The organism is Roseomonas alba (assembly GCF_019430885.1).
Lineage (GTDB): Bacteria > Pseudomonadota > Alphaproteobacteria > Acetobacterales > Acetobacteraceae > Neoroseomonas > Neoroseomonas alba.
Window position 1 is genome coordinate 278,909 of record NZ_JAHYBZ010000003.1, and the last position, 12,624, is coordinate 291,532.

Annotated in this window: 7 protein-coding genes; all 7 read right to left on the bottom strand. The window is 67.1% G+C overall.

What is annotated here, in order from left to right; genetic code table 11:
* Position 1 precedes the first annotated feature (1 nt).
* Positions 2 to 3,067, bottom strand: a complete 3,066-nt coding sequence (locus KPL78_RS10055) for an efflux RND transporter permease subunit (protein ID WP_219762808.1) — start codon at positions 3,065 to 3,067, stop codon at positions 2 to 4.
* On the bottom strand, positions 3,064 to 4,173 hold the full coding sequence (locus KPL78_RS10060; RefSeq protein ID WP_219762809.1) for an efflux RND transporter periplasmic adaptor subunit: 1,110 nt from the start codon (positions 4,171 to 4,173) through the stop codon (positions 3,064 to 3,066). Before KPL78_RS10060 ends, KPL78_RS10055 begins: the two co-directional genes overlap by 4 nt.
* Before the next feature lie 566 nt (positions 4,174 to 4,739).
* Positions 4,740 to 5,597 carry an N-formylglutamate amidohydrolase gene (locus KPL78_RS10065; RefSeq protein ID WP_219762810.1) on the bottom strand — a complete coding sequence of 286 codons (858 nt, stop codon included), beginning with the start codon at positions 5,595 to 5,597 and terminating at the stop codon, positions 4,740 to 4,742.
* A 172-nt stretch (positions 5,598 to 5,769) separates the two neighbouring features.
* Positions 5,770 to 7,110 (bottom strand): NtaA/DmoA family FMN-dependent monooxygenase, encoded by a 1,341-nt coding sequence (locus tag KPL78_RS10070; protein ID WP_219762811.1) that lies wholly within the window; start codon positions 7,108 to 7,110, stop codon positions 5,770 to 5,772.
* 68 nt (positions 7,111 to 7,178) lie between these two features.
* Positions 7,179 to 8,852 (bottom strand): hydantoinase B/oxoprolinase family protein, encoded by a 1,674-nt coding sequence (locus tag KPL78_RS10075; RefSeq protein WP_219762812.1) that lies wholly within the window; start codon positions 8,850 to 8,852, stop codon positions 7,179 to 7,181.
* Positions 8,853 to 8,857: 5 nt separating this feature from the next.
* Positions 8,858 to 10,540: a hydantoinase B/oxoprolinase family protein gene (locus KPL78_RS10080; RefSeq protein ID WP_219762813.1), complete on the bottom strand. Its 1,683-nt coding sequence runs from the start codon at positions 10,538 to 10,540 to the stop codon at positions 8,858 to 8,860.
* Positions 10,537 to 12,618: a hydantoinase/oxoprolinase family protein gene (locus KPL78_RS10085; RefSeq protein ID WP_369412719.1), complete on the bottom strand. Its 2,082-nt coding sequence runs from the start codon at positions 12,616 to 12,618 to the stop codon at positions 10,537 to 10,539. Before KPL78_RS10085 ends, KPL78_RS10080 begins: the two co-directional genes overlap by 4 nt.
* Positions 12,619 to 12,624: the final 6 nt, after the last annotated feature.

Sequence of the window (12,624 nt, forward strand, 5' to 3'; positions counted from 1 at the left end):
GTCACGCCGCCGGCGTCACCGCCTTCGCCGGCTTGCGGTCGAAGACGGTGACGTAGAGCGTCGGCAGGAAGACCAGCGTCAGCAGCGTCGCGACCATCAGCCCGCCCATGATGGCGAATGCCATCGGTCCCCAGAACACCGTGGGCGCGATCGGGATCAGGCCCAGCACGGTCGAAACCGCCGTCAACAACATCGGCCTGAGGCGCGACGACGCCGCGGCCACCACGGCATCCCGAACGCCAAGGCCCGATTCACGATCCGTCTCGATCTGGATGATCAGGATGATGGCGTTCTTCGCGATCATGCCGAGCAGCGACAGGATGCCGAGAATGGCGACGAAGCCCAGTGGCCTCTGGAACACCAGCAACGCGAGCACCACGCCGATGATGCCGAGCGGCAGCAGCGCCAGCACCAGCCCCAGCCGCCGGAACGACCCGAGCTGGAACATCAGCAGCGTGAACATCAGCAGCAGCATCATCGGAACTACCGCGATGACCGAGGCCTGGCTGTCCGCGCTTTCCTCGGCGATGCCGCCGAGATCCACGCGATAGGGGCGTTCGAGCGTCGCGTTCAGCGCATCGATGCGCGGCTGCACCTCCGCGACGACGGTATCCGGCAGCACGCCCGGATTGACGTCCGCGCGCACGGTCAGGGTAGGCACGCGGTTGCGCCGCCAGATCAGCGGGTATTCCTGCCCGTATTCGAAGGTCGCGAGCTGCGACAGCGGCACCGTCCGCCCGCCCGGCAAGGACACCTGCAGCGAGCGCAACGTATCGAGCGACAGGCGTTCATCCGAGGTCGCCCGCGCCACCACGTCGATCAGGTAGATGTCGTCGCGGAGCTGCGTGATCGTCGTCCCGGTCACCGAGGCATTGATCGCCGAGGCGACCTGCGCCGAGGACAGGCCGAGCCGCCGCGCCTCATCCTGGTCGATCTTCACGCGGAGCTGGCGGGCCGGTTCCATCCAGTCGAAATGCACGTGGCGGGCGCCGGGCGCTTCGGCCAGCAGCTTCGCCACGTCCTGCGCAATGGCGCGCACCCGTTCGATGTCCGGCCCGTTGACACGGTATTGCAGAGGCCAGCCCACCGGCGGGCCGAGTTCGAGCGGATAGACACGCGAGACGGCGGCGGGGAATTGCTCGGCCAGCAGGGTTTCCAGCCGCCGGTGCAGCCTCTCGCGTCCCGGCAGGTCTTTTGCCACCACCACTGCCTGGGTGAAGAAGGGCAGCGCGAGCTGCACGTTCAGCGGCAGGTAGAAGCGGATGGCGCCGCGGCCGACATAGGTGGACCAGCGCGCCACATCCGGGTCCTGCGCCAGGGCGGCGTCGAGGCGCGTCGCCAGCTCCTCGCTCGCGAAGATCGAGGAGTTCTGCGGCAGCGTGACCTCGACCAGCAATTCGGTGCGGTCGGAGGAGGGGAAGAACTGCCGGGGCACGAACTGCATGGCGACGACCGCGACGACGAACATCGCCACGGTGAAGCCGATGGTGATCCACTTGAAGCGCATCGCCTTCGTCAGGAAGGCGGTGTAGCCGCGCAGGATCGCCCCAGGCTTGGGCGGTTCCGTCGAAGCCCCGGGCGGCGGCGCCTTCAGGATCGCCATGCCGAGCAGCGGGGCGAAGATCACCGCCACGAACCAGGACACGATCAGCGCGATGCCCACCACCGCGAAGATCGAGAAGGTATATTCGCCCGCTGAGGACCGCGCGAAGCCGATCGGCACGAAGCCCGCGATCGTCACCAGCGTACCGATCAGCATCGAGGACGCCAGGGAGGAATAGGCAAAGGTCGCCGCCCTTTCCTTGCTGTCGCCCGCGGCCAGCCGCCGGATCATGGCGTCGATGGTGGTCATCGCATCATCGACCAGCAGCGTCAGCGCGATGATCAGCGCGCCGAGCGAGATGCGCTGAAGGTCGATGCCGAAGACCGACATCAGCGGGAAGACGATGGCGAGCGTCAGCGGGATGGACAGCGCCACCACCGACCCGGCGCGCATGCCGAGTGCGACGAAGGACGCCGCCATGATGATCAGGATCGCCTGCCACAGGCTGTCGGTGAAATCGGTGATCGCCTCATCCACCGTCACCGCCTGGTCGGCGACGAGGATGGGCTCGATGCCGATGGGCAGGGTGGCGCGGATCTCGTCCATCGCCGCCTTGATGTTGCGGCCGAGGGCGAGGATGTCGCCGGACTCCCGCATCGCCACCGCGAGGCCGATCGCCGGCTTGCCATCCACGCGGAACATCGGCTGCGGCGGATCGGCCGTGCCGCGCCGGACTTCGGCGATGTCGCCCAGGCGGAACATCCGGTTGCCGACGGAGAAGTTGACGTCGCGGATGTCCTGCTCCGTCTGGAAGGCGCCGGAGACGCGGACGGCGAGGCGCTCCCGGTCGTTCTCCATCAGGCCAGCAGGGCGGACGAGGTTCTGCGCCTGCAGGGCCGCGATCAGCGCGGCGCGATCGAGGCCGAGGCCGGCGAGCCGTTCGGAGGAGAACTCGATGAAGATGCGCTCATCCTGCGCGCCCAGGATCTCGACCTTCGAGACGTCAGGAACCTGGAGCAGGCGCGACCGTGCTTCCTCGACATAGTCGCGCAGCTCACGCTGGGTGAAGCCGTCGGCGGTGAAGCCGTAGATGATGCCGAAGGTGTCGCCGAAATCGTCGTTGAAGAAGGGGCCGACGACGCCCTGCGGCAGGGTATGGCGCATGTCGGCCACGCGCCGACGCACCTGGTACCACATGTCCGGCACCACCGAGGCCGGCGTCGATCCCTTCAGATCCACGAAGATCGTGGTCTGCCCCGGCACGGTGTAGGAGCGCAGGTTGTTGAGGTTCGGCGTCTCCTGAAGCGTACGCTCCAGCCGTTCCGTCACCTGCTGCAGCGTCTCCTCCATGGTCGCGCCCGGCCAGACGGCCGAGACGATCATGGTCCGGAAGGTGAAGGCAGGATCCTCGTTGCGTCCGAGCTTGAAGAAGGCGAAGCCGCCCGCGACCAGCGCGACGATCATGAAATAGATGACGAGCGAGCGCCGCCCGATCGCCCATTCCGAAAGATTCGGCCCGATCATCGCGCGCCGCCGAGCAGCCGCACCTTCTGGCCGGGCCGCAACGCCTGCACCCCGGCTGTCACCACGATGTCGCCGGCCGCGAGGCCGGCGCCGACCACGACATGGCCGGGATCATGGCGCACCAGTTCGACCGTGCGCAGCGCCACCGTCTGGTTGGCCGGATCGACCACCCAGACCGCCGGCTGATTGTCGGTCCGCGTCAGCGCCGAGGCGGGGATCGCGTAGCCGGCCGCCGAACCCAGGGTCAGCCGTCCCGTGACCGTCGCGCCGAGGCGCATCCCCGGTGGCGGATCGGCAAGACCGACGCGCACCTGGAAGGTCCCGGTCACGGCATCGGCGCGCGGCGAGACCTCCCGCACCCGGCCCGTCGTGCGCACCGAGGGATCGGAGGAGAGCACCACGTCGATGACCGGGTTGGCGGGAGCCTGGTCCTTCAGCGCCGGCGGCACATCGAACACTGCATCGCGCCCCTCGTCGCGCGCGACCTGGATGATCATGCGGCCGGGCTGCACCACTTCGCCGGGCTCAGCGCCGCGGGCGGTGACGCGGCCATTCACGTCGCTGACGAGCTCGGTGTAGCCGAGCCGCGTTTCCGCGATGCCGACCTGCGCCTGCGCCGCATCCACCGCCGATTGCGCTGTCTGCCGCGCTTGCGCGGCCTGATCGTAGCGCACGCGCGTGGTCCAGCCGTCGCGCAGCAGTTCGGACTGGCGCCAGTAGTTGTTGGCCGCCTCGGTGAACTGCGCCTGGGCCGCCGCGAGCTGGGCGCGCGCGGCGCGTAGGCCGTTCTCCTCATTCTCGGGATTCAGGCGCGCCACGACCTGGCCCGCGCGCACGGCGTCGCCGACATTGACCATGCGTTCGACGAGGCGGCCGTCGATGCGGAAGGCGAGGTTCACCTCAGTCTCAGCCTGCACCGTGCCGGTCAGGGAGACGACCTCACCACCGGCGCTGTGCTCGACCGTCACCACGCGGACGGGGCGGACTTCAGGCTGCGGAGGCGGCGTATCCCCGTCACAACCCGCCAGCATCGCTGCGCCGAGCAGCAACGACAGACAGAGCCGCCTTCTCGAGACGAAGGAAAGCCGGCGGGGTCGAGGAAGCATGGCGGTATCCGGTGTCATCGGTGCCTGATCGGAAAGGGCGGCAGGCCGGTTGGGACATGCACGGGACATGACCTCGGAAGCAAGCGCTTTGATGGTCCCTCGACATCGGCGCGCCCGGCTTCCCGGAGCCACACCCGGCGAAGACTGCGCCGACCCATCGTGCTTCTAATGGGCCTGGGCGCGTCGCGTCCTTGGCTGACAATCCCGGGATTGCGCATCACATCCCGCCGCAGCCTCTCTCACAACGGGCCAACAGGGCGGGCACGGCATCGGGATCGTGATCGTATTGTTGCGATCTACGAGCGCCGACCCGGCCTTTCGCGAATGGTCGCGCCGCCAAGACCGCGCCGTGCCCGGCCGCCCGGGCGAAGCGGCCGCGCCGGACACCATGTCGGCGTAGGCTTGCGCCAACCGAAGCCCGGCCATGTCGCGACCCGGCCGGGCTTCGTCTAGCGCGCCTTCATCATCCATGCCTTCGCCTTGCGGGGGCATGGCGCCCGATCGGTGGGGCCATGCTCAGAACCGTCTTCGATCGCGTCGAGGGGGACCGCGATCGACCCTCGTGCTCACCGCCTGGCTTGCGCCAGATCGACAACCCGGGCCGCAACGGCAGCGAGATGCGTGCGGATCGTGGCCAGTTCCGGCCGGCGCGTGCGCGCCTCCTCGTCCATGTAGAGGCTGCGGTTCATCTCGATCTGCAGGCTGTGAATGCCCAGATCCGGCGCGCCATGCTTGCGCACCGATTCGGCGCCGACGAAATGCGTGTTGCTGGTGACGCGATAGCCGAAGCCCTTCAGCACGCCGGCCACGACCTCCACCAATTCAGCACCGCAGGTGCTGCCGTTGCGGTCGCCCAGATCGAAATCAGACCGGCGCTGACCGGCATCGGGCGCATTGGCCGCGGGCATCGCCGGCATGGAATGGCAGCTCAGGTGGTAGGCCACGCCGTGCTTCGCGCGGAAGCCCTGCAACAGACGCGTCACCTCATTGTGGTACGGCCAGTAATAGTGGTCCAGGCGCTTGCGCACCTCCGCCACCGGCAGCGGCGCGTCGTAGAGCGGCTTGGTGCCGGCGCAAATGGTGGGGATCAGGCCGATGCCGCTCTTCGTCTTCGGGCCAGGGCGCAGCATTTCGGGCCACTCACCGGCCAATTGGCTGGGCTCGATGTCCAGCTCGTGCCGATTCAGGTCGATACAGGCGTTGGGGCAATGCGCGTAGAGCCATGTGGCGCCGGCCCCGACCACGCCGGCATAGCACTCCTCGACATACATCGAGATCGAGCGTTGCAAGTCGGTGAGCGAGGCGATGGACCGGAAATCGCGCGGGTATTCGGCACCGCTGCGCGGGATCTCGAACAGCACCGGGGCAGGCTCGCCGGCCGGGTCGCGCCGGGAGAAGACGCCCGGCATCACATCCATCAGCATCACTGGTCCTCTTTCAAGATCATGCGCCCCCGCGGAGGCGGCTCGGCGGAGTGATCGTGCCTCGGCCGCGCCAAGGCCATCGCCCGCGCCTGTCCTTGGCCCGGATCGTCCGCGGCATCATGGACCCGCATCAGCTTGGGAAACAAATGCCGGCCCGGCGGGCCTGAGGCACTCACTTTTCGCTCAGGTTCTCGCGCAGTGTCCGGCCGCGGTATTCGGTGCGGAACCGACCACGCCGCTGCAGCTCCGGCACCAGCAGTTCGACCACCGCGCTGATATCCGCCATCACCGCGATCGCCTGGCCGAACATGAAACCGCCGCGACTGCCGGTCGCTTCGAAGGCTTCCTCCAGATGGTCGGCCACCTGGGCCGGCGTCCCGGCCACGGTCAAATCGTACTGCGTCGCGATGAGCAGGCCCTGTTCGAAGAATTCCTCGCGCGTGACCTCGGTATCGGCACCGAGCTTGGTGGCGAGCTTGTGCACGAGTCCGTTGGGCGTCGCATTGGTGGCGGCGATCTCGGCGCGGAGCTCGCCAAGCTTGAAGCGCGCCGGCAAGGTCGAGAAATCGTAGCCGTCGCTATAGGAGAGGAATACCGCAACGCCCTCTGGCGTCAGGCTGGTCCGCAGCATCTCGCGATAAGCCTGTGCCTCCCGTGCCGTTTCACGCACAGCAATCGGCGTCTGCCACAGCACGCCGACGTCATCGGGATCCCGGCCGCATTCGATCAGGGCCGCGTCGAGGGCGGCACGCTGCTTCACCTGGAGCGCGCGGGGCATGTCGGCGCCGAAGACATAGTCGGCGATCCTTGCCGAAGCCTGCACGCCGCGCGGCGAGCCCCCGGCCTGCACGATCACCGGACGGCCCTGCGGCGCCGGCGGCGTGTTGAGCGGCCCTTCCACCTTGAAGAAACGACCTTCGAACCTGACGTCGTGCACCTTGGCCGGATCGGCGACCTGGCCCGTTTCCTGATCCCAGATCATCGCGTCGGACTCCGTCGCGTCCCAGAGCTCATGGCAGACGGCGACGAATTCCTCCATCCGCTCATAGCGGCGATTGTGTTCCATGAGCTGGTCGAAGCCGAAATTCGCGGCATCCGAGCGGCGCGTGGAGGTGACGAGGTTCATCGCGATGCGGCCATTGGTGAGATGGTCGAGCGAGCTCATCAGCCGCGCCATGTAGTAGGGATGCATGAAGGTCGTCGAATAGGTGAGGCCGAGGCCGATATGCTGCGTCACCCGCGACATCGCGACCATCACCGGGTTCATGTCGACGCGCGGGAAGTAGACGCCCCATTTCACCGCATCGTCGCGTGAACCTTTCCAGGTGTCCGGCACGCCGGTGCCGTCGCCCGAGAACAGCATGTCCAGACAGCCTCGTTCCGCGATGCGGGCAACGTCCTCATAGAGCGTGACGTCGGGGAAGGTGCGATCGCCCCAGGCGCCGGGCAGGTTCCAGCGCCCGTTCATATGCGTGGTCGAGAGGTTGAAAGCGAGATGCATCTTCCTGGGCACGCGAAGACTCCGTCGAACGCCGAAGCGACAGGGGCGATGTGGATGCCGGGGTTGGCGACGACGGCAGGCTATTCCGTGTAGCCGTAGAGCTCGCGGGCGGCTTTCTCCGAAATCAGTCCGTATTCGAGGTCGCGCGCAACGAGATGCCGCTCCCTTCCGGCAGGGTCGCCGACGCCGCCGCCGCCAGGCGACTGCACCAACACGCGCTCGCCGGGCGCCACGGCGTAGAGACCCTTGTCCGGCATGCTCCTGCCGGAGGCGAGCCCCATATAACCATTGGCCCCATTCGCACCGCCGAAGGCACCGAGCGCGGGATACTTGATGCGCTCGAAGATGTTGGCGAAGTTGAAGGTCTCGGGGATCGAGTTCTCGAACTCCATCGCCTGTCCAAGCCCGCCCCGGAACGCGCCGGCACCGCCGGAGTCCTGCCGGAACTCCTTGCGCCAGACGACGATGGTGGACATGGATTCGAAGATCTCGATCGGGCCGCCGCGCACGCCCGACGGAAAGCCCGTGGCCGACATGCCGTCGCGATAGGGCAAGGCGCCCATGCCTCCGGTCGTCACGACGCCGACAATGAAGCCGTTGCCGAAGACGGGCGGGCTCTGCCACGGGCCCGAAGCGCGGATGTTCCACAACACGCCGGCGCCCTCGGCGGGAATCTGGTCCGGGATCGCCTGGCGCAACGCGCCGAAGACCAGGTCAGGCAACATCAGCCCGATGAGATGGCGTGAGACGACAGCAGCCGGCTTCAGCGCGTTGACGATGCAGCCCTCGGGCGCCGAGACGGTCCGTGGCGCGAGCGATCCGGCATTGTTCGGCACGTCGCGCACGATGGCGACGCCGAGCGCGTAGGAGGTGTAAGCCAGAGTGTAGCAGAGCGGCACGTTGAAGTTGTGCTTCGTCATGCCGGCGGAGCCGGCATAGTCCACATGGATGCCGCTGTCGGAGATGGTTAGCGCCGCCTTCAGGGTAATCGGCTCGCCACCCTGGCCATCCAGTGTGATCGACGAGTGCCAGGTCCCCTTGGGCAGCTTGGCAACCTTCGCCAGGACGGCGTTGTAGGAGGTGTCGATGACATGGTCGGCCAATTCATCGAGCTCGGTCAGGTTGAACTCGGCCATCATGTCGAGCAGGCGCTCACAGCCCACCGCGTTGCAGTTGATCAGCGAATAGACATCGCCCACCGTCTCCACCGGCTGTCGCGTATTCGCCCGAATCACCGCCATCAGGCTCTCATTCATCCGGCCGCCCGAGACGATCTTCAGAATCGGCAGATAGAGCCCCTCCATGAAGACATCGCGGGAGGAGGACATGTCCTGCATGCCCCCGATATCCAGCACGTGACTGTTGCAGGCGAGGAAGCCGATGAGCTTGTCACCGAGAAAGCACGGCGTAGTCAGCGAGATGTCGTTCAGATGGCCGGTGCCCATCCACGGGTCGTTGTGGATGAAGACATCGCCCGGCTTCATCGTCTCCGGCGGATAGGCATTGATGACATGACCCACCGCCAGCGCCATCGAGTTGATGTGCCCCGGAGTGCCCGTCACCGCCTGCGCCAGCATCCGCCCCTTCGCGTCGAAGACGCCCGCGGCGAGATCGCCCGACTCCCGCACGATGGTGGAGAACGCCGTGCGCTGGCATACCTGCGCCTGTTCCTCCACCACCGCCAGCAGCCGGTTCCACATGACCTGCTTGTCGATCAGGCTGATCTTCGGCCTGGGCGCGGCATTGTCGAGCATCGGGTCTAGCCCTCCACCATGTCGTGCGATCGGGTGCGATGGCCGTAGAATTCCTGCGCAGCCGCCTCCGAGATCAGCCCGTATTCAAGGTCGCGAACGACGAGCGAGCGGTCGCGCGACAGGGGATCGCCCACACCGCCGCCACCCGGCGAGGAGACGGCAATCCGCACGCCCGGCGGAATCTCGTATCGCCCCTTGCCCGACAGCAATTCGCCCGTGGAAAGCTGCAGCCGCCCGGACGCCCCGCTGCCGCCACCCGCGGTCCCCTTGGCCGGATTCTCGACCCGCTCATAGCCGGTGAAATACTGGAAGCTCTCCGGGATGGTGTTCTCCATCTCGATGGCCTGGCCGAGCCCGCCGCGAAACGCGCCGGCACCGCCGGAGTCCTGTCGGAACTCCTTGCGCCAGACGACGATGGTGGACATGGATTCGAAGATCTCGATCGGGCCGCCGCGCACGCCCGACGGAAAGCCCGTGGCCGACATGCCGTCGCGATAGGGCAAGGCGCCCATGCCGCCCGTCGTCATCACCTGGGTCAGGAAGCGGTTGGAAATGCGGGCCGGGCTGTCCCAGGGACCCATCACATTGATGCCCCAGAGGCCACATGTGCTCTCGGCGGGAATCTGGTCGGGCATCGCCTGGCGCAGGCAATTATAGACCAGGTCCGGCAACATCAGCCCCACCTGGGCCCGGCCGAACACCGCGGCCGGCTTCAGCGCGTTGAGGATGCAGCCCTCGGGCGCGGAGATGGTACGAGGGGCGAGCGAGCCGGCGTTGTTCGGCACGTCGCGCACGATGGCGACGCCGAGCGCATAGGACGTATAGGCCAGCGTGTAGCAGATCGGCACGTTGAAGTTGTACTTCGTCATGCCCGTCGAACCGGCATAGTCGACATGGATGCCACTGTCGGAGATGGTCAGCGCTGCCTTCAGCAGCACGGGCTCATCGCGCCCATCCAGTTGCAGCGACCCGTGCCACGTCCCCTTCGGCAGCTTGGCGATCTTCGCCAGGACGGCGCTGTAGGAGGTGTCGATGATATGATCGGCCAGGGCGCCGAGATCGGTCAGGCCGAATTCGGCCATCATGTCGAGCAGGCGCTCACAGCCCACCGCGTTGCAGTTGATCAGCGAATAGACATCGCCCACCGTCTCCACCGGCTGTCGCGTATTCGCCCGGATCACCGCCATCAGGCTCTCATCCACCTCGCCCCCATCGACGATGCGGAGGATGGGCAGATAGAGCCCCTCCATGAACACGTCGCGCGAACTGGTGCGATCCACCACGCCGCCGATGTCCAGCACATGGCTGTTGCAGGCGAGGAAGCCGATGAGTTTGTCACCGAGAAAGCACGGCGTGGTCAGCGAGATGTCGTTCAGATGGCCGGTGCCCATCCACGGGTCGTTGTGGATGAAGACATCGCCGGGCTTCATCGTCTCCGGCGGATAGGCATTGATCACATGACCCACCGCCAGCGCCATCGAGTTGATGTGCCCCGGAGTGCCCGTCACCGCCTGCGCCAGCATCCGCCCCTTCGCGTCGAAGACGCCCGCGGCGAGATCGCCCGACTCCCGCACGATGGTGGAGAACGCCGTGCGCTGGCACACCTGCGCCTGCTCCTCCACCACCGCCAGCAGCCGGTTCCACATGATCTGCCTGTCGATCAGGCTGATCTTCGGGATCGTGTTCATGCGGCGATCCCCTTCCGCTCCATCACGATCGAGCCGGCTGCGTCGATCCAGGCGTCGAAGCTCGCGGTGACGTAGGTGGTCGTCTCCGTCTCGACGATGATGGCTGGGCCTTCGATCACCTCGCCCGGGCGCAGCGCCTCACGGCGATAGCGCTTCACGCCGATGCGCGCTTCCGCCCTGCCATCGAAGATCTGCACCGTGTCGCCGCCGGCGGTGGCCTTGGCCATCGATACCGGCCCGACTTCCTCCGGCAGCGTGGCGGGTGTGGAGCAGCTCACCGACCAGGCCATGATCTCGATCGCCGCCTGCGGGATCGCGCGGTTGAACATCACCTGGTAGGTGCGCTCATACTGCGCGCGCAGACCGTCGACATCCTCCGCGGTCAGGTCGCGCAGCGGCAGGTCCACGGGAATCTCGTGACCCTGGCCGACATAGCGCATGAAGGCCACGCGCGTTTCCTCGACCGGCTTGCCCTGCGCCGAAGGCCCGACCCAGGCCATGATCTCGGCCGAGGTGGAGGAAAGCAGCGCACTCGCGCCCTCATGGTCGAAGGCGTCGAGGCGCATGTATTTGGTCTTGACGATCTCATAGGAGACCGGGGCGGCGAGGAAGCCGACCGCCGAGCCGACGCCGGCATTGGCGGGGATGATGACGCGCGGCGCGCCGATCTTTTCCGCCACGCGGGCCACATGCAACGGCGCGGCGCCGCCGAAGGCGATCATGGTATGGGTGCTGGCGACCACGCCGCGCTCCACGGTGTGGGAACGGGCAGCACTCGCCATGTTCTCGCACACCATCTCATATACCGCGTAGGCAGCCATCTCCGGGCTGAGGCCGAGCGGCTTGCCGATATGCCCGTCAAGCGCCTCCATCGACAGCTCCGGCTTCAGCGTGATGGATCCGCCGGCGAATGCCTTGGGATCGATCAGGCCGAGCGCCACGTCGGAATCCGTCACCGCGGGCATGGTGCCGCCCCCGCCATAGCAGGCCGGGCCGGGCACCGAGGACGCGCTCTCAGGCCCGACCGTCACGCGCTGAAGCGTGTCGATGCGTGCCAGCGAACCGCCCCCCGCACCGATCTCGACCATCTCGATGACCGGGATGCGCAGCGGCAGGCCGGAGCCCTTGAGGAAGCGCGCCGCGCGATCCACCTCGAAGAAGCGGGAGGTTTCCGACTTGTAGTTCTCGACCAGGCTCACCTTCGCCGTGGTGCCCCCCATGTCGAAGGCGATGACACGCTTCTCCCCGAGCCGCGCGGCGATCTGCGAGGCGAAGATGGCGCCGCCCGCCGGGCCGGATTCCACCAGCCGCACCGGGAAGGCCCGCGCCGTGGCGACAGAGGTCAGGCCGCCACCCGAGGTCATCAGGCTGAGCACGCCCTTGAAACCCATGGCGGCCAGCCGTTCCTCCATGCGCGCCAGGTAGCCGTCCATCAGCGGCTTCACATAGGCATTGGCGACGGTCGTCGAGGTCCGCTCATACTCACGGATCTCCGGACAGACCTCGCAGGAGAGCGAGACGTAGAGGCCGGGCACGACCTCATCGAGCAGCGCCCGGACGCGTTGTTCATGTGCCGGGTTCATGTAGCTGTGCAGCAATGCGACGGCGACGCTCTGGATGCCCTTCGCCTTCAGGCTCTGCGCGATCTGCAGGAGCTGCGCCTCGTCGAGGGGCATCAGCTCATTGCCGCGCGCATCCATGCGGCCGCGCACGGTGAAGCGCAGCGGCCGGGCCACCAGCGGCGCGGGGCGCTCCAGGGCCAATTCGTACTGGTCGTAGCGGCTCTCCGTACCGATCTCGAGGATGTCGCGGAAACCATCGGTGCCGATCAACGCGGTGCGGGCGCCGCGCCGCTCGATGATCGCGTTGGTCGCCAGCGTGGTGCCGTGGACGAAGGCCTCGACATCGCCGATGCGGCAGCCCGACTGGCGCAGGATCTCGGCGATGCCGTTCAGCACGCCTTCCTCGGGCGCGGCCGGCGTGGTGAGGACCTTGGTCGTCCAACGCTGCGTGGGGCTCTCCAGCACCACATCCGTAAAGGTGCCGCCGACATCGGCCGACATCCTGAGGCTGGTCACGTCACT

Bases quoted from the DNA above. Each gene is read 5' to 3' on its own strand.
- KPL78_RS10055 (WP_219762808.1), bottom strand. From the start codon at position 3,067: ATGATCGGGCCGAATCTTTCGGAATGGGCGATCGGGCGGCGCTCGCTC.
- KPL78_RS10060 (WP_219762809.1), bottom strand. From the start codon at position 4,173: ATGCTTCCTCGACCCCGCCGGCTTTCCTTCGTCTCGAGAAGGCGGCTC.
- KPL78_RS10065 (WP_219762810.1), bottom strand. From the start codon at position 5,597: ATGCTGATGGATGTGATGCCGGGCGTCTTCTCCCGGCGCGACCCGGCC.
- KPL78_RS10075 (WP_219762812.1), bottom strand. From the start codon at position 8,852: ATGCTCGACAATGCCGCGCCCAGGCCGAAGATCAGCCTGATCGACAAG.
- KPL78_RS10080 (WP_219762813.1), bottom strand. From the start codon at position 10,540: ATGAACACGATCCCGAAGATCAGCCTGATCGACAGGCAGATCATGTGG.